Here is a 17,446-nt window from a genome sequence, read left to right as displayed (position 1 = left end):
CTCCTGTCCGATCAGCACCTGGTAGATCATCTGGAAAAAGGCGACAGAGACGCCCGGCCCGCCCTCCGGGCTCTGCTTCGAATGGTCCTGATAGCGTTTAATCTTGCGCGCGACGTTTAGGGCTGCATTCTGGATCACCTCGCCATTGGCATCTGGCGGCAACGCGGCGAACGCCTCGGACAGTTTCGTCAGCGCCTCGCGCTCGACCGCGTCGGCGGCCCGGTACACCTTGGCCGGCTTCACGAAATCGTCGAAATAGCGGATCGCATATTCGGCCAGCCGGTCGAGCTCGGGATGGGTCCTCGGCGTCACGCCCGATGTGTGGCGCGATATGAACCCCCACAGCACGTCCTTGTTCTGGGCGTTCGAGGCGCTGACCAGATTGAGCAGCAGCGCGAACGACACCGGCAGGTCGACGACAGGCGGGTTACCGTCATGCATGTGCCAGACGGGATTTCCCAGCCGCTCCTTCCACTCCTGCCGGCGATAGGCGGACAAAAAGGCGTAATACTCGTCCACCGCCTTCGGAATGACGTCGAAATAGAGCTTCTTTGCCTGCCGCGGCCGCTGGTACATGTAGAGTTCGAGGCTTTCGGTCGGCGCGTAGGTCAGCCACTCGTCTATGGTCAGTCCGTTGCCCTTCGACTTCGAAATCTTCTGGCCATTCTCGTCGAGGAACAGCTCGTAGACGAAATGCTCCGGCGCGCGCCCGCCCAGGATATTGCAGATACGGTCGTAGATCACCGCATTCGTCTGGTGGTCTTTGCCGAACATTTCGAAATCGACGCCGAGCGCCGCCCAGCGCATGCCGAAATCCGGCTTCCATTGCAGCTTCACCCTGCCGCCGGTTATGGGCAGCGTGGTTTCGGTGCCGTCATCATCGAAGGTGATAGTGCCGGCCTTGGCGTCGATACGCTTCATGGGGACGTAAAGCACGCGGCCACTTTTGGGGGAAATCGGCAAGAACGGACTGTAGGTCGCCTGACGCTCCACTCCGAGCGTCGGCAGCATCACGTCCATAATCTTATCGAAACGTTCGGCAGCGCGCAGCAGAACGTCGTCGAAACGGCCAGCCTTGTAGTATTCCGTCGCGCTGGCGAACTCGTAGTCGAAGCCGAACGTGTCCAGGAAACGGCAAAGCATTGCGTTGTTGTGGTCTGCGAAGCTCGCATAGTCGCCGCCGAAAGGGTTGGGGACGGACGAGAGCGGCTTGTGCAGGTGCGGCTCGAGTGCGGCGCGATCGGGGACGTTGTCCGGAATCTTCCGCATGCCGTCCATGTCGTCGGAAAAGCACAATATTTTGGTCTTGACCGCGTCCCGGGTGAGGACGCGGAAGGCATGGCGCACCATCGAGGTGCGTGCGACCTCGCCGAAAGTACCGATGTGCGGCAGCCCCGACGGACCGTAGCCCGTCTCAAACAGAACGGTTTCGGGAAAATCAGTGTCTTTGTAGCGCTCGACGATCTTCCTGGCTTCTTCGAACGGCCACGCCTTGCTTTCAGCCGCTGCCGCAAGCACCTCGGGATTGAGATCGACGATGTTTGATCCCGCCATGTCAATGTTTTCCAAATCGTTCGCCGGCATCGCCGAAAAAGGGGCCGGAAGAGGTTTTCAACCGGTCTCTAGGCGTGCCTGCCGTGGGCGTCAACGATCGCGGCTCTTTTTCCTTGCGGCGTCGGTGCCGCGTTCCTAACTTCGGAGCCCGTTTGAGGAGTTTTTTAAATGTCGTTGCCGCCGCATGAAGCCCTGATCTATCTGATGGTCATCACCTCCGCGTCCGATCGCGACATGACCGATGTCGAACTGGCGCGGATCGGCGACGTCGTCCGCTCATGGCCGGTGTTCGAGGATTTCGGCCACGACCGGCTGGTCGGCGTCGCCCAGGACTGCCAAAAAATGCTGCACGAAAAGGACGGGCTGGAAGGCGTTTTGGCCCGCGTCGCTGAAGCACTGCCCGAACGCCTGCTTGATACCGCCTATGCCGCAGCTTTCGAGGTTGCGGCCGTCGACCTCGAAATGCGTTTGGAGGAGGTGAGGGTGCTGCAGCTTATCCGTCGCCAGCTCGATCTCGACACGCTCACCGTCGCCGCCATCGCCCGTGCCGCCAAGGCCCGCCTGCGTACGCTGAACTGATCCAGCCCTGAGGGATCAGAAGAAGCTGACCGGAAAATAGCGCAGGTAGAATTCGGCGAAGGTGCCTTTCACCGAAATCTCCTGCAGCGCGTAGTCGAACGCAGCGGCCAGCGCCGGATCGTTGGCCCTGGTGGCGATGACCATGCCCGAGCCCAGATATTCGGGCGCCAGATACGGGCCGCCGGCAAAGCGGCAGCATGCTGCCGCATCCGACCCCCCCAGCCAGAAGGCGAAGCGCATGCCGTCGCCGAAGGCGGCGTCGACCTTGCCAGCCTTGAGGTCATCGTAGAGCTCTTCCGGCCGGTCGAAGGGGACGACCTGAACGGTGCCGAAATAATCGCGCAGCATCCGCTCATGCGCGGACCCGGCGACCACGCCGACGCGCTTGCCGCGCAGTCTGTCGAAGATCGGTTCCGTGAGCGCCTTTGTCTTCGGCATGATGAAGCGCGCCGGAAACTGCAGGTAGCAACGTGAGAAGGCATATTTCGACCGCGACTCCGGTGTGGCGGCGATGCCGGCAATGATCGCTTCACCTTCACCCTTCTGCAGCGCTCCTTCGAGCTCGGCCCAAGGCAGCGCCTGGATCTGGCATTTTTCCGCGATGCCGAGTTCGGCGCAGATGGCGCGCGCCAGATCGACGTGGAAGCCGGACAAGCGACCCGCTCCGTCGAGGAAGTTGAACGGCGGGAAATCGGTGGTGGTCAGGAATCTTAGACGCGGCAGCGCGGAAAGGTCAGGCTTCGGCAGCCGCTCCTTGGCATCCCACAGCACCGGCACTTGCGGCTCCGCGGCTCGCGCTCCCGCGAGCCACTGTGGTCCCGTCATTGCCAGCATCAAGACGATGGTTGTCCACCGAATTGCCACGATCGAGCTCCGCCCTGTCCTGTCCAATGTGGCTTTTGGTACGAAAATGCCACAGGCACAACGGTTTTTGATTTCATCACGCCGATTTAGGGTTATGCTTCAGCGAGCTTGCAAACATGTGGGGCGTCGGCTGGAGGGTAGCCGCAAGGCGCTGCAAACAGAGAGGAGCAGGTTTGTAATCCGGGGTCGATGGCAAAGTGCGGGTCAAGCACTAGACCGTTGATCTCAACGCGGAAGGCAACATGGGGTAGATGTTGCAATGGGCCACTTCGATCGCACACTGGAATTCATAGATCAGCTGCAGCACGCCAATACGGCGGCTGCGGTCTGCGAAAAACTGCTTGGCATAACCTCGGAGTTCGGTCTGACGGCACTTATGGCCGGGACGGTTCCGCAACCGGGCACGCCAAGAGGCCAGCAAAAGGACCATGTGCTGCTTTGCGAGTGGCCGGGAGAATGGCTGGAGCGCTATGTGGCGCGCAACTATGTCGACCACGACCCCGTCGTCAGCCACATGAAGCAGCTTCAGGCGCCGTTCCAGTGGCGGGAGGCGTCTCAGGGCATCCGCATCGACAAGAGCAGCGGCGAAGTGATGGGGGACGCCGGCGAATTCAAGCTGCGCGACGGATTGGCCTTCCCGCTGATCACGCTCGATGGCCAGATCGTCATGGTGTCGCTGGGCGGCGAGGCCGTCGAATTGTCGGGCGCCGAGTTTGGGCTGGTGTCGCTGGTGGCGACCTATGCGATTGGCCGCGCCATGCAGATCCACACGATGGCGGCCAAGACCATCGACCACGTCGAACTGACGCCGCGTGAGCGCGAATGCATGCAATGGGCCGCCGTCGGCAAGTCCGAATGGGAGATCTCACAGATTCTCGGCATTTCGGAACATACGTCAGAGAAACACCTTCTTAACGCCAAAAGCAAACTCGGTGCTGTCAACCGGGTACAGGCGGTCGCGGAAGCGATAAGGCGCGGCTATATTAGCTAGCTCGGCCGTGCCGGCCTAGAAATTCTTGCATACGTGATCGCGTAATTTTCTCGGGACAGCCCGGCCGTATCTTCCTATTGAACCTAGGAGACGGCAGATGCTTTTTTCCCTTACCACACAGGAACTTATGGAACGTCCCGACCTTTGGGAGGCCGTTCATCGTTTACGCTACAAGATTTTCGTCGAGGAGATGGGGTGGACAGATCTGCAGCGCCCCGATGGCCTTGAGATCGATCAGTTCGACCATGATGAGGCGGTGCATCAGCTCGTCATCCGCAATGGCGAACTCGCCGGTTATCAGCGGATGTTGCCGACAACGCGGGCGCATCTTCTGACCGAGGTGCTGGCGGACCTCTATGAAGGGACGCCGCCATCCGGGCCGAACGTGTGGGAACTGACCCGCTATGCGGTGGCGCCGGGCTTTCGTGACGGCAAGCGCGGCGTCTCGACGGTCGGCACCGAGCTCATTGCCGGCTTCGTCGAGTGGGGGCTGAAGCGGAACGTCAACCAGGTGATCATCGAGTTCGAGCCGATGTGGGTTCTGCGGGCGCTGCAGTTGCACTTCCTGGCGAAGCCGCTTGGCTACCAGCGCACCTATGGCAACCAGCAGGTCGTCGCGACGCTGCTCACCTTCAACGAGCATACGCTTGAGGTGGTGCGCTCGCGTCGCAGTCATTTCGCGCCAGTGCTGGCCAGGGGTTATCCCGACAGGCTCGGAATGAGGCAGGCCTCGTGAGAATTGGAGACAGCCATGAACATCCATCCGCAAACAGAGTTCCGCAATCATACGCTGATCGTCACGGTATCGTCGGATGACGGCCGGCCGGTGCTGGACGGGCGAGCCTATGAAAGCCTGGCCAAGATCTTCCACGAAGCCGCAATCGACGATGATGTGCGCGTCGTGGTGCTGCGCGGCCTCGCCGGCTGCTTCTGCCTCGGCGGCGATTTTTCAGAATTCCTCGACGCCACCAAGCATCAACGATTGATCGCCGCCGTCACCGACATGTTCCGCACCTTGGCGACGTTCCCCAAACCGGTCCTTGCCTGTGTCGACGGCGACGCCGTCGGCGTCGGCTGCACCATCCTGTTCCATTGCGACATGGTGATCGCATCTGATGAAAGCACGTTCCGGGTGCCGTTCGTCGATTTCGGCCTCGTGCCGGACGCGGCGACCAGTATCCTGGCGCCGCAGAAACTCGGTTATGCCGGCGCTTTCCGCTTCTTCTGCCTGGGCGACACGCTCAGTGCCGAGGACGCCAGGATGCTTGGCCTGGTCACGGAGATCGTGGTGGGCGATGTCGAGGAAGCCGCACTTGGCAGAGCCAGGCAACTCGCCAAGAAGCCGGTCGCCGCCCTGCTGCAGACGCGCGACCTGCTCAAGGGCGACACAGGCGCGCTCTGCGATCGCATTGACCAGGAGATTTCGCTGTTTCAGCAGGCTTTGCAGGACGATACCACGCTGAAGCGGCTGCAGCGGATTGCCCGGCTGGCGGCATGAGAAGTCATTCGGCAGAATGACAGGAATATCCGGAATCGTGCCGCGCGTCGTTGGGGCGCGCGGCAGTGCTTCAGGCCTGTGGTCCCAGGAACGAAGGCCCTTCCCCGATGATTTTCTTGTCTTCCTTGCCGATGGCGTCGAGATCGCGGCCGTCATAGGGAAGCGACAACAGGATGCGTCGGATGATGGCAAGTCGCGCGCGCCGCTTGTCATTGGCCCGCACGATGATCCAAGGCGCGAATTCCTCGTGCGTGCGTTCGAACATGAGGTCGCGCGCTTTGGTGTAGTCGTCCCATTTGGTGATGCCGGCAATGTCGATCGGCGAGAATTTCCAGCTCTTCAAAGGACTCCAGCGGCGATCGTGAAACCGCTCAAGCTGTGTTTCCCGACCGATGTTCAACCAGAATTTGAAGAAATGGATGCCCTCGTTACAGATCATCCGTTCAAAATACGGCGTCTCGTCCAGGAATTTCTCATGCTGCTCCGGCGTGCAGAAGCCCATGACCGGCTCGACGCCGGCGCGATTATACCAGGAGCGGTCGAAGGTGACGAACTCGCCGGATGTCGGAAAGTGCGCGACATAGCGCTGGTAATACCATTGCCCGAGTTCGGTCGGGGTCGGCTTGGTCAGCGCAACGTTGCGCGCTGTTCTGGGATTCATGTACTGGCGCAGCGCGAAGATCGTGCCGCCCTTGCCTGCGGCATCGCGTCCTTCGAACAGCGACATCACGCGCCTGCCCGTCGATTGCAGCCATGCCTGTGCCTTGACCAGCTCGATCTGCAGCCGCTCGAGCGTCTCGTCATACTCGTCGCTTTTCATTTTCTTGTCGTAGGGGTAGCCGCCGGCGGTCAGCTTGTTGTGTTCGACCCAGTCCGGAAGCTTGGGATCCTCGATGTCGAACTCGAGCGCCTTGCCGTCGATGCGGATCTTCAGCGGACCTGGAACGGGCGCCGCGGCATCTTCCTTGGAGTTTTTCATCGAGACGAACCTTTCCAGTTTCCGGACTCATGCTATTGGGAGCCTTACTGCATCGGCCCGAAAATCGGAATCGATTTCGGAAAGAACGATGCGGCAGATTGAGAGTGGTAGAGCGTCCTTTGTGCGTCCAATTGGACGCACGGCGCTCTAGCGCCGGTCCAGCGGGAAGTTCCACCCGACCGGCCGGGTGGGGGCGGAGGCACAGTGCGTGCGAATGGCTGACAATGGCTGACAATGGCTGACATGGGCGGCGCAGAACAGCGAAGCACGGCGCAACTGGTCACTACCCGGTTGTGGAACAGCCGCTGGCTGCTGGCCGCCGGCATTGTCGCGGTCCTGACCGTCTATGGTTTCGCAGACACGTCCGGCTATGTGGTGCTGCTGGCATGTGCCGTACTGCTGCTTGCCGCCGCGATGCTGCCGGCCAGCGTTGCGCGCCAGTCCGCGGAGGATGCCGCGGCGATCGAGGCGGGCGGGCTACAACAGCTGTCGGGAGAATATCTGGCGGCCGCCGTTGCCGATCCGCTGATCATCTTCGATCGCACCGCCACGATCGTCCATGCCAACGCCGCCGCCTTCGCCGCCTTCGGCGGCATCGCACCGGGCATGTCGCTGTCGCTGAAATTCCGGGCGCCCGAGATGCAGGCTTTGCTGGACAGTATTTTATCGGGCGCCGCCGCTTCGGATGTCGTTGACTATACCGAAAAGCTGCCGGTCGAACGGGCCTATCGGGTGAGTGCGTCGTCGGTCGGCCACGGCACCGACCTCTATGTGCTGGTCTTCAAGGACCAGAGCGAGGCGCGCCGGATCGACCGGATGCGCGCCGACTTCATCGCCAATGCCAGCCACGAACTGCGCACCCCGCTCGCCTCGATCTCCGGCTTCATCGAGACGCTGCGCGGCCCGGCCCGCAACGACTCGGCGGCGCGCGAGCAGTTCCTGCAGATCATGCAGAACCAGACCGGCCGCATGGCGCGCCTGATCGACGACCTGCTGTCGCTGTCGCGGCTGGAGATGAAACCCTATCTGAAGCCGGGGACCGAGGTCGATCTCCGCCAGACCCTCGACAGCGTCATCGATTCGCTTGGGCCGCTTGCCAGGGAAAACGGCGTTGTCATCGAGCGGGATTTCGCAGAAGGGCCGCTTGATGTGCCCGGGGATCGCGATGAACTTTTCCAGGTTTTCGAAAACTTGCTCGAAAACGCCTGCAAATACGGACAGTCGGGTGGACGTGTCGTGGTGACGATTGCTCACAGCAATGAGGGTCCAGAACCGGGCATCGACGTCACCATCCGGGACTTCGGTCCCGGCATTCCCGAGGAGCACATCCCGCGCATCACCGAACGCTTCTACCGCATTGATGTCGAAAACAGCCGGACCCAGAAAGGCACCGGCCTTGGCCTGTCCATCGTCAAGCATATCCTGACGCGCCACAACGCCAGGCTCTCGATCAAGTCGGAGGTCGGCAAAGGCGCAGCCTTCTCGGTTCATTTGCCGGCGCACTGACGCCGCACTATCTGCTAACAAGCCGTTTCTTTTTTCTGTCATCCGGCTAGCGTATCAGCGGAGGATTCGAGGAACGACTCGGCCACAGATCCCGGGAAGGCATTTCCATGCAGTCCGTGCACATCGTCAGCGCCTATGACGAGGAGCTGAAATATCTGTCGAAGCGCATCGCCGCGATGGGCGGGCATGCCGAACGCATGGTCGAACAGGCGATAGCGGCCCTGGTCAACGCCGACCCCGGCCTTGCCCAGAAGGTCATCCGTGACGATCTCGTTCTGGACGAAGGTCAGCGCGACATCGACGACAAGGCGATCGTCATCATCGCCAAGCGCCAGCCAATGGCGACCGATTTGCGCGAGATCGTCGGCGCGATCCGCATCTCGGCGGACCTCGAACGGGTTGGCGACCTCGGCAAGAACGTTGCCAAGCGCGTGGTTGCCGTCATAGAAGGACGCCAGCCGACCAGCCTGTTCCGCGGCATCGAGGCCTTGGCCGACCTGGCGTTGACGCAGCTCAAGGAAGTGCTCGACCTCTACGCGTCGCGGTCGGTGGAAAAAATCGGCTTCGTGCGTGATCGCGATGATCAGATCGATGCCGTGTACACCTCGCTGTTTCGCGAGTTGCTGACCTACATGATGGAAGATCCGCGCAACATCACGCCTTGCACGCACCTGCTGTTTTGCGCCAAGAACATCGAGCGGATCGGCGATCACGCCACCAATATCGCCGAGACGATCTACTACATCGTCACCGGCGACCAGATGCCGGCCGAGCGGCCGAAGGGCGACAAGACAGACAAGATTGTTCTTGGTACGCCACCGGCGAAGTGAGCGGCCACCTCTCGAACCCATTGCTGATTTAGGCTAAGCTTTACCGAACGTTCCTGATCCTGACCCGAGGCCATGTCTCCAGGAGGTAGCGATAGAAACCGTTCGGAACCTGACGCCGGCCCCGCCGACATCGGCCATCATCGCTTCCAGCGTCTATACCGCCGGCCGGCGTATTGCCGACATTCCCATCGAGGAAGCTGGCGAATGGGCTAGGAAGCCAGGCCATGTCGTCTGGATCGGCCTGCTGGAGCCGGACCGCAACCTGTTGCTTCGCGTCCAGGCGCAATTCCATCTGCACGATCTGGCGATCGAGGACGCCGAGCATCCGCACCAGCGGCCCAAGATCGAGCAATATGGCGATGCCTTGTTCATCGTTGCCCGTACGGCCCAGCTGATCGACGGCCGCGTCACCTTCGGCGAGACCCATCTGTTCGTCGGCGCCGGCTACATCGTCAGCGTCAGGCACGGTCCATCGACTTCTTATGCCGCCGTTCGCCAGCACTGGGAAAGCTGCCCGCATTCGCTGGCCAAGGGAGAGGATTTCGTCCTCTATGCCATCCTCGATTTCATCGTCGACAATTACATGCCGGTGCTCGAGCAGATCGAGGATGAGGTCGAGGCTATCGAGGACAAGGTTCTGCTAAAGCCAATGACCGGCTCCGATATAGAACGGCTTTACATGCTGCGCCGCGACCTGTTGCGCCTGCGCAATGCAGCACTGCCGCTGGTGGAAGTCTGCCGCCGGCTGACAAGCGCCGACCTGCCGCAGATCCATGAGGCCATGCATCCGCTGTTCCGCGACGTCACCGACCACATCCGCACCGTCCAGGAGAAGATCGACAGCTTGCGGGAGGTTCTCGCCTTTGCCTTCGAGGCGAGCCTTCTGGTTGGCCAGAGCCAGGAAACGGCGATCACCAAGAAGCTTGCCTCATGGGCTGCCATCTTGGCGGTGCCGACGGCGCTCGCCGGCATCTACGGTATGAATTTCAACGACATGCCGGAACTGAGGATGGAATACGGCTATCCGATCGTGCTGGCGGCGATTATTTTGGTCTGCACGTTTCTCTACTGGCGCTTCCGCAAGAGCGGCTGGCTGTGAAGAGAGGCAGTAGAGCGAGATAGCGCTTCACGAGCGCGGTTCTCTGCACTTCACTCTGTACTGCCCTATTCCCTACCGGCTGCGCCGCCGCTCCGAAGCAGGCTGGAACGCAATGCGGGCGTGGTACTTGCAATAGGGTCCGGTTTCGGCCGCGTCGTTGCCGCAGAAATGGAACTCTTCCGAAAGCGGATCGCCATTCGGCCATTTGCATGTCCGCTCGGTCAACTCGACGAGTTGCAGATGCCGCGAGATCGGCACGACGACGTTCTCGACCGGACGGACGTAATGACGCGCCACCGGTACAGCGTCGAATTGCGCCTGCAGCGCGGTCGCGCCGATCGACGTGGTGATATGCCGCGCAGTGGTTGCCGCCCGCGACACCGATTTCTGGACGCTCGATCCCTGTACGCTCTTCTTCTGGCGTGCCGGCGTGGCGGTCGAGCGTCCGCGGCCCGACAGTTTCAACCGATGCACCTTGCCGATGACCGCATTGCGGCTGACACCCCCAAGCTGTGCGGCGATCTGGCTGGCGCTCAGTCCCTCCGACCACAATTTTCTAAGAAGTTCGACCCGCTCGTCAGTCCAATTCATGAGACCGCGCTCCTGCTGAAATGTGCGGCGATCGGAATCCTTCCACGATCCGGCTTCCGCCGGGCAGACACCACATATATCGGGTGATTAGGTCCGCCGCACGAAATCTAGTTATTTCTCGACTACAATTACCTTATGCGCTGACTCGGTGACAAGAGTCCGAGGGCCAACACGAATCGGTTTTTTCGGTTTTCCCCAACTTGCCCGGTCGCTGATGAGCCGGCGTCTCGCTGGAGAGCTTGCCGCGCGTCCTTGCGCGACGTTTTCGTTGACTTCATGGCCGAAAAACACGATAAGCCCCCAAAGGCCGCCGCTTTGGCGGCTTTTTGATTTTCCGGTTCCGGAGACGCATATAATGAGCGGTTCGGCGCTTTTCGAGACCTTCACCCGCGCACCCTTGGCCTTCGACCATGGGGAAGGCACTTGGCTGGTCACCGACAAGGGCGAGCGATATCTCGATTTTGGCGGCGGCGTCGCCGTGAATTCGCTGGGCCACAGCCATCCGCATCTGGTCTCGGCACTCACCGAGCAGGCGGCCAAGCTCTGGCATGTCTCCAACCTCTACGAGATTCCGGGGCAGAGCCGCCTGGGCGAGCGGCTGGCCGACGCCACCTTCGCCGACAAGGTGTTCTTCACCAATTCCGGCGCCGAGGCGCTGGAATGCGCCATCAAGACGGCGCGGCGCTACCACTTCGTCAAGGGCCATCCCGAGCGCTTTCGCATAATCACCTTCGAAGGCGCCTTTCATGGCCGCACGCTGGCGACCATCGCCGCCGGCGGCCAGTATAAATACCTGGAAGGCTTCGGACCCAAGGTCGAAGGTTTCGACCAGGTCGGCTTCGGCGACATCGACGCCGCCGAAAAGGCGATCACCCCCGAGACCGCCGCGATACTGATCGAGCCGGTGCAGGGCGAGGGTGGCATCCGCCCGGTGCCGACGCAGTCGCTGAAGCGGCTGAGGCAGCTCTGCGAACAGCATGGCCTGCTCCTGATCTTCGACGAGGTCCAGTGCGGCATCGGCCGCACCGGAAAATTGTTCGCGCATGAATGGGCTGGCGTCACGCCCGACATCATGGCGGTTGCCAAGGGCATCGGCGGCGGCTTCCCGGTGGGCGCCTGCCTCGCCACCGACGAGGCGGCCGTCGGCATGACTGCCGGCGTGCACGGCACCACTTTCGGCGGCAATCCGCTGGCGATGGCGGTCGGCAACGCCGTGCTCGACGTGGTGCTGGAGGACGGCTTCCTGGAGGATGTCCAGCGCAAGGCGTTGCTGCTGAAGCAGGGGCTGGCGGGTGTCGCCGACGAATTTCCTGATATCATCGAAGACATCAGGGGCACCGGCCTGATGCTCGGCCTGAAATGCGCCGCACCCAACACCAAGGTAAATATGGCGTTGCGCGACCAGCATCTGCTGGCGGTTCCGGCTGGTGACAACGTCCTTCGCCTGCTGCCGCCGCTTACCGTCACCGACGCCGAGATCCATGAAGCGCTCGACCGCATCCGCGCCGGCGCCAGGGGCTTGGCCGATGCCATAGCCGCGGCTGCCGCGAAGTAACAGTCGAAAGACCCCAAATGAGCCTTCGCCATTTCACCGATCTTTCCGCCGTTTCCGAGGGCGATCTGCGCTTCATGCTGGACGATGCCGTCGTGCGAAAGGCAAGGCTCAAGGCTGGCGAGCGGACAAAACCGCTCGAAGGCAAGGTGCTGGCGATGATCTTCGACAAGCCGTCGACGCGCACGCGCGTATCCTTCGACGTCGGCATGCGCCAACTCGGCGGCGAGACCATCATGCTGACCGGCACCGAGATGCAGCTCGGCCGCTCCGAAACCATCGCCGACACGGCCAAGGTGCTGTCGCGCTATGTCGATGCGATCATGATCCGAACCACATCGCATGACCGGCTGCTGGAGCTGACCGAGAACGCCACCGTTCCCGTCATCAACGGGCTGACCGACGATACCCATCCGTGCCAACTGATGGCCGACATCATGACCTTCGAGGAGCATCGCGGTCCGGTTGCCGGCAAGACCATCGCCTGGACCGGCGACGGCAACAACGTGCTGCATTCGCTGCTGGAGGCCTCGGCGCGGTTCCGCTTCAACCTCAACGTTGCCGTGCCGGAAGGCAGCGAGCCGGCGCAGAAGCATGTCGATTGGTCGACGGCCCATGGCGGCAAGTTGAATTTCACCCGCTCGCCTGAGGAGGCGGTCCACCAGGCCGACTGCGTCGTCACCGACTGCTGGGTGTCGATGGGCCAGGAGCACCGTGCTCGCGGCCACAATGTCTTCTCACCCTACCAGGTCAATGCGGCGCTGATGGCGAAGGCAAAAGCCGACGCGTTATTCATGCACTGCCTGCCGGCGCATCGCGGTGAGGAGGTCACCGACGAGGTCATCGACGGGCCACATTCGGTGGTGTTCGACGAGGCCGAGAACCGGCTCCACGCCCAGAAGGCGGTTTTGGCCTGGTGTCTGGGCGCTTGATCCGGACCGCCTTGATCCGGGAGTACGTGATGCCTATCTCAGCCGCATCACGCAAATCGAGCGCGTTTCGACGCATGCGCCCCGGAGGGCGGCATGGCCGCGCCCCGGAGCTTTGTCATGTTGGAAACTCATCAGTTGGCTGAACATCAACCCAAACTCGGCGAATTCGGCTACGCCGGCGACGATCATGTCGTGCCCTTCGAGGTCGGCCCGCTCGACGTGCGCGGCCGCACCGTTCAGCTCGGGCCGATGCTCGATGCGATCCTCGGCCGTCACGACTATCCCGAACCGGTCGCCCGTCTTCTGGCGGAGGCCTGTGTGCTGACGGTCCTGCTTGGCACCTCGCTCAAGTTCGAGGGTAAGTTCATCCTGCAGACCCGCACCGACGGGCCGGTCGACATGCTGGTCGCGGATTTTTCCACGCCACAGGCGCTGCGCGCTTATGCTCGTTTCGACGCCGACCGGCTGGAGGCACTGACATCTGCCGGCGAGACCTCGCAGCAGACGCTGCTCGGCAGCGGTGTCCTGGCGCTGACCATCGACCAGGGCGCCCACACGCAGCGCTATCAGGGCATCGTCCAGCTCGACGGCGAGACACTGGCGGAGGCCGCGCGCACCTATTTTCGCCAGTCGGAACAGATCCCGACCGACCTCAGACTCTCGGTGGCCAAGCTGTTGACGCCCGGTGTCGGCGGTGCCCGCGAGCAATGGCGCGCCGGTGGTATCCTTGCGCAATTCCTGCCGCAATCGGCGGAACGCATGCGCGTGCCCGACCTTCCGGGCGGCGACGGCGATCCGCGCGATGAGATCCATGATCCGGCCGACAATTCCTGGCAGGAACTGCTGGCATTGCTTGGCACCATCGAGCCGACGGAACTGATCGACCCGACGATCGGCGCCGAGCGGTTGCTTTACCGGCTGTTCCACGAGCACGGCGTCCGCGTCTTCGGCGGCGTACCGGTAGCCGACGAGTGCTCATGCTCCAAGGAGAAGATCCGCGGCATACTCGAAGGTTTCTCAGCCGACGAGATCAGGGACAGCACCGAGGATGGCGGCATTCATGTCGCCTGCGAATTCTGCTCGAAGCAATATGACTTCGATCCGGCGGAGTTTGCTGCGGCGCAGTAGACCATGATCCCGACCGAAGGTCCGCGCATCGAAAAGTGGAAGCGTTTTTTGCTTCGCTGACCTTCGGTTCGGAAAAGGTCCTGGTCTAAGGGTTAGAGCCCATCCCGATTCTATCGGGATGGATCAGGTCTAGCTGGTCAGTTGACGGTGCGCCGCGTGCCCGGCAGGTCGAGCGAAAAGGCGGGGATGGCGACGTCGAACGTCTCGCCTCGCTTGTTGCGCATCGTATAGTGGCCGACCATGATGCCGGACGGCGTCGAGAGCGGGCAGCCAGACGTATACTGATAACTGTCGCCGGGGTTGAGTTCGGGCTGGTCGCCGACAACGCCGGCGCCGCGCACTTCCTCGACCCGGCCGGTGCCGTCGGTGATGTGCCAATAGCGTGACAGGAGTTGTACGAATTCATCCGACTGGTTGTCGATGGTCACCTGGTAGCCCCAGACATAGCGGTTCTCCGACGGGTCGGAGCGATCTTCCAGATAGAACGGCCTGACCTGTACTTCGATGTTGCGCGTAACGGCGCTGTACATAGACTACTCCACAATATGCAGACGGAACATTCGACGCTCTCCGCAGTTTGGTCAACGGGGAGGCTTCCCGTCATTGCCCGACTCCTTTGCGCGCAGGTGCCGAAGAACAATGTCATTTAAGTGACACATGACAATGATGGTGTGCAGGGCCGGCGACTCAGCATTCTGTCGAACTGTTGAAACGGCTCCATGCGTCCGGTTTTTTCTGGAGTGACCAGATATCGATGGAATTGACAGTCACAGCCGCCTTGCTTTCCACAGCTCTGCTTCTAGTCAATCTCGCCAGCATCCTGCTCGCTTCGTTGAAGCTGAAACGGCCTGGCAGAATCGCGCCGGCAGCCGGCAAGGCGCCGCCGGTGTCGATCGTCGTGCCGTCGCGCGGCGTCGAGCCGTTTGCCGAGGAAACGCTCGAGCGCGCCTTCTCGCTCGACTGGCCGCGCTATGAGCTCATCTTCTGCGTCGCCCATGCCGACGACCCGGTGGTCGGGCCGATCACCGATGCGATTGCCCGCTTTCCGGCCGTGCCGGCCCGGCTGCTCGTCGGCGACGACCGCATCAGCGGCAATCCGAAACTCAACAATTGCGTGAAGGGCTGGGAGGCCGCGCGCCACCGCTGGGTCATCCTTGCCGATTCCAACGTCCTGATGCCGAGGGACTATGTCCAGCGTCTGATGGCGGCATGGCGGCCGGACACCGGTCTTGTCTGCTCGACGCCGATCGGCTCGCGGCCGGACGGGTTCTGGGCGGAGGTCGAATGCGCCTTCCTCAACACGCTGCAGGCGCGCTGGCAATATACCGGCGAGGCGCTCGGCCTCGGTTTTGCCCAAGGCAAGAGCATGTTGTGGAACAAGCCCATGCTCGACGCCAGTGGCGGCATCCGTGCGCTTGCAGCCGAGATTGCCGAGGATGCCGCCGCGACCAAGCTGGTCAACGGGCTCGGACTGCGCGTCAATCTCGTCGGCTCGCCCTTCGAGCAGCCGCTCGGTTTGCGCAGGCTTGGCGAAACCTGGTCGCGCCAGGCCCGCTGGGCACGCCTGCGCCGCGTCACCTTCCCACTGTTCTTCGCGCCCGAGATCCTGATCGGAGCGGCCCCGCCGCTGGTGCTTGCGTTGGTTGCGGCAGCAGGCGCCGGCTTCAGCCTGTCGGCAACCGCCATCGCTGTGCTGGTAGTCGCCTATCTCCCGGAATGCGCTCTCGCCTCGGCCAAGGGCTGGCACCTGTCGCTGCGCATGATCCCGGCGATGATGGTGCGCGATTGCATCCTGCCGATTGTCTGGGCGCGTGGCTGGCTCAGCGGTGCCGTCGACTGGCGCGGCAACACGATGACCATCCACACCAGCGCCGTTGCGGAATTGGAAGAGACCCCGTCGGGCGCCTGACAGCGCCCGCTTTTATATTCGAGCGACGCCGCCCAGTGCGTATACCTATCTGGCGGCTTTCAGTGCCTGCTCGATGTCTTCGAGCAGGTCGTCGGTGTCCTCCAGGCCGACGGACAGCCTGAGCGTGCCTGGCCCGATGCCGAGTTCGGCGCGCGCCTCATCGCTCAGATTCTTGTGTGTCGTCGTCGCCGGATGGGTGATCAGGCTCTTGGCGTCACCGAGATTGTTGGAGATCAGCACAATATCGAGCGCGTTCTGGAAGGCGAAGGCCGCCTGCTTGCCGCCCTTGACGTCGAGGCAGATCAGCGTCGAGCCGTCCGACATCTGCTTCTTGACGACCGCCGCCTGCGGATGGTCGGCGCGGCCGGGGTAGATGACGCGGACAATCTCCGATCGCTCGGCGAGGAAGTCAGCGATCCGGCCGGCACTTTCCGTCTGCTGGCGCACGCGCAGCGGCAGCGTCTCCAGGCCCTTCAGCAGCGTCCAGGCGTTGAAGGGCGACAGGCTGGGACCGGTGTGGCGGAAGTAGTCGTGCAGGTTCTCGTCGATCCACTTCTTGTCTGACAGGATGATGCCGCCGAGGCAGCGCCCCTGGCCGTCGATGTGCTTGGTCGCCGAATAGACGACGATATGAGCGCCGAGTTGCAACGGCTTCTGCTGCAAGGGCGTGGCAAAGACGTTGTCGACGATCAGCCGCGCGCCGATGGAATTCGCAAGGGAGGCGACGGCTGCGATGTCGACGACTTCCAGCGTCGGATTGGTCGGGCTTTCAAGGAAGAACAGCTTCGTGTTGGGCCTGACCGCCTTTTCCCAATTCGCGATTTCGGTGCCGTCGACCAGCGTCGCCTCGATGCCGTATTTCGGCGCCAGCGTCTCGACCACCCAGCGGCAGGAGCCGAACAGCGCGCGCGCCGCCACGATATGGTCGCCGGCCTTGGCGCTGCACAGCAACGCCGCTGTAACAGCCGCCATGCCGGATGCTGTGGCGCGGGCATCTTCGGCACCTTCCAGCGCACACATGCGCTTCTCGAACATGTCGACCGTCGGATTGGCATAGCGCGAATAGATGAAGCCCGGTTCCTCGCCCTTGAAGCGGGCCTCCGCCGCCTGCGCCGTGTCGTAGACATAGCCTTGCGTGAGATACATCGCCTCGGAGGTTTCGCCGAAGCCGGAACGCAGCGTTCCCGCATGCACGAGTGCGGTCTGAGGCTTCCAGTTGCGCTTGTTGCTCGTCATCACCTTGTTCCAAACACCAAAAATGGCCCACATACAAAAAAACCGGCCGCGAAAGTCGCAACCGGTCCATACGGCCTTTCGGCCCGACGGTCCTTTAGCGACTTGTTTAACGTGGCTGCAAGCCGACCGGCCAAATCACCACGGGATAACGACCCTTTAGACCCGCACCGCGCTTGCGTCAATTGCCGGCATGATTAA

Annotated in this window: 17 protein-coding genes and 1 riboswitch; of the genes, 11 read left to right on the top strand and 6 right to left on the bottom strand. The window is 62.1% G+C overall.

Annotation, left to right across the window (positions count from 1 at the left end):
• The coding region (locus tag EOA78_RS18880; protein WP_245477589.1) for a lysine--tRNA ligase at positions 1-1,554 on the bottom strand (1,554 nt) is incomplete at its 3' end.
• A 168-nt stretch (positions 1,555-1,722) separates the two neighbouring features.
• Here EOA78_RS18880 and EOA78_RS18875 point away from each other — a divergent pair.
• A complete protein-coding gene (locus EOA78_RS18875; RefSeq protein WP_164783815.1) occupies positions 1,723-2,133 on the top strand; it encodes a tellurite resistance TerB family protein in 411 nt (136 codons plus the stop codon).
• A 15-nt stretch (positions 2,134-2,148) separates the two neighbouring features.
• Here the strand turns inward: EOA78_RS18875 and EOA78_RS18870 are convergent, their stop codons facing one another.
• Complete coding sequence (locus EOA78_RS18870) at positions 2,149-2,967, bottom strand: transporter substrate-binding domain-containing protein (RefSeq protein ID WP_127316444.1); 819 nt, start codon at positions 2,965-2,967, stop codon at positions 2,149-2,151.
• 289 nt (positions 2,968-3,256) lie between these two features.
• On the opposite strand from EOA78_RS18870, the gene EOA78_RS18865 reads away from it, so the two are divergent.
• The 3 genes from EOA78_RS18865 (at position 3,257) to EOA78_RS18855 (ending at position 5,486) form a co-directional block, all read left to right on the top strand.
• Positions 3,257-3,988, top strand: coding sequence for a LuxR family transcriptional regulator (locus EOA78_RS18865; RefSeq protein WP_095517049.1), 732 nt, complete (start codon positions 3,257-3,259; stop codon positions 3,986-3,988).
• A 97-nt stretch (positions 3,989-4,085) separates the two neighbouring features.
• Complete coding sequence (locus EOA78_RS18860) at positions 4,086-4,724, top strand: acyl-homoserine-lactone synthase (protein WP_077377404.1); 639 nt, start codon at positions 4,086-4,088, stop codon at positions 4,722-4,724.
• A gap of 15 nt (positions 4,725-4,739) precedes the next feature.
• Positions 4,740-5,486, top strand: a complete 747-nt coding sequence (locus EOA78_RS18855) for an enoyl-CoA hydratase-related protein (RefSeq protein ID WP_082982086.1) — start codon at positions 4,740-4,742, stop codon at positions 5,484-5,486.
• A 70-nt stretch (positions 5,487-5,556) separates the two neighbouring features.
• Here EOA78_RS18855 and ppk2 read toward each other — a convergent pair whose 3' ends face one another.
• Positions 5,557-6,465 (bottom strand): polyphosphate kinase 2, encoded by a 909-nt coding sequence (gene ppk2, locus EOA78_RS18850; protein ID WP_127316435.1) that lies wholly within the window; start codon positions 6,463-6,465, stop codon positions 5,557-5,559.
• Positions 6,466-6,699: 234 nt separating this feature from the next.
• Between ppk2 and EOA78_RS18845 the strand changes: the two genes are divergently transcribed.
• The 3 genes from EOA78_RS18845 (at position 6,700) to EOA78_RS18835 (ending at position 9,900) form a co-directional block, all read left to right on the top strand.
• Entirely contained in the window at positions 6,700-7,971 is a 1,272-nt protein-coding gene (locus tag EOA78_RS18845) for an ATP-binding protein (RefSeq protein ID WP_127316434.1), read from the top strand.
• A gap of 107 nt (positions 7,972-8,078) precedes the next feature.
• Positions 8,079-8,801, top strand: a complete 723-nt coding sequence (gene phoU / locus EOA78_RS18840) for a phosphate signaling complex protein PhoU (protein WP_127316433.1) — start codon at positions 8,079-8,081, stop codon at positions 8,799-8,801.
• A gap of 91 nt (positions 8,802-8,892) precedes the next feature.
• Entirely contained in the window at positions 8,893-9,900 is a 1,008-nt protein-coding gene (locus EOA78_RS18835) for a magnesium and cobalt transport protein CorA (RefSeq protein WP_127316432.1), read from the top strand.
• Between the two features lie 72 nt (positions 9,901-9,972).
• On the opposite strand, the gene EOA78_RS18830 is transcribed toward EOA78_RS18835, so the two are convergent.
• A complete protein-coding gene (locus EOA78_RS18830) occupies positions 9,973-10,491 on the bottom strand; it encodes a GcrA family cell cycle regulator (protein ID WP_127316431.1) in 519 nt (172 codons plus the stop codon).
• A gap of 355 nt (positions 10,492-10,846) precedes the next feature.
• On the opposite strand from EOA78_RS18830, the gene EOA78_RS18825 reads away from it, so the two are divergent.
• The 3 genes from EOA78_RS18825 (at position 10,847) to EOA78_RS18815 (ending at position 14,103) form a co-directional block, all read left to right on the top strand.
• A complete protein-coding gene (locus EOA78_RS18825; protein ID WP_127316430.1) occupies positions 10,847-12,046 on the top strand; it encodes an aspartate aminotransferase family protein in 1,200 nt (399 codons plus the stop codon).
• Between the two features lie 17 nt (positions 12,047-12,063).
• Complete coding sequence (argF, locus tag EOA78_RS18820; RefSeq protein WP_127316429.1) at positions 12,064-12,975, top strand: ornithine carbamoyltransferase; 912 nt, start codon at positions 12,064-12,066, stop codon at positions 12,973-12,975.
• Between the two features lie 93 nt (positions 12,976-13,068).
• Entirely contained in the window at positions 13,069-14,103 is a 1,035-nt protein-coding gene (locus tag EOA78_RS18815; RefSeq protein WP_127316428.1) for an Hsp33 family molecular chaperone, read from the top strand.
• Between the two features lie 137 nt (positions 14,104-14,240).
• On the opposite strand, the gene apaG is transcribed toward EOA78_RS18815, so the two are convergent.
• Positions 14,241-14,633 (bottom strand): Co2+/Mg2+ efflux protein ApaG, encoded by a 393-nt coding sequence (gene apaG, locus EOA78_RS18810; protein WP_065005838.1) that lies wholly within the window; start codon positions 14,631-14,633, stop codon positions 14,241-14,243.
• 224 nt (positions 14,634-14,857) lie between these two features.
• On the opposite strand from apaG, the gene EOA78_RS18805 reads away from it, so the two are divergent.
• Complete coding sequence (locus tag EOA78_RS18805; RefSeq protein ID WP_127316427.1) at positions 14,858-16,012, top strand: ceramide glucosyltransferase; 1,155 nt, start codon at positions 14,858-14,860, stop codon at positions 16,010-16,012.
• 45 nt (positions 16,013-16,057) lie between these two features.
• Here EOA78_RS18805 and EOA78_RS18800 read toward each other — a convergent pair whose 3' ends face one another.
• Entirely contained in the window at positions 16,058-17,248 is a 1,191-nt protein-coding gene (locus tag EOA78_RS18800; RefSeq protein ID WP_127316426.1) for an O-succinylhomoserine sulfhydrylase, read from the bottom strand.
• Positions 17,249-17,322: 74 nt separating this feature from the next.
• Positions 17,323-17,400, bottom strand: a riboswitch (SAM riboswitch).
• Positions 17,401-17,446: the final 46 nt, after the last annotated feature.

The organism is Mesorhizobium sp. M5C.F.Cr.IN.023.01.1.1, assembly GCF_003997585.1.
Lineage (GTDB): Bacteria > Pseudomonadota > Alphaproteobacteria > Rhizobiales > Rhizobiaceae > Mesorhizobium > Mesorhizobium wenxiniae.
Note: the sequence above shows the minus strand (reverse complement) of the source record. Positions and strands in the feature narration are given on the sequence as shown.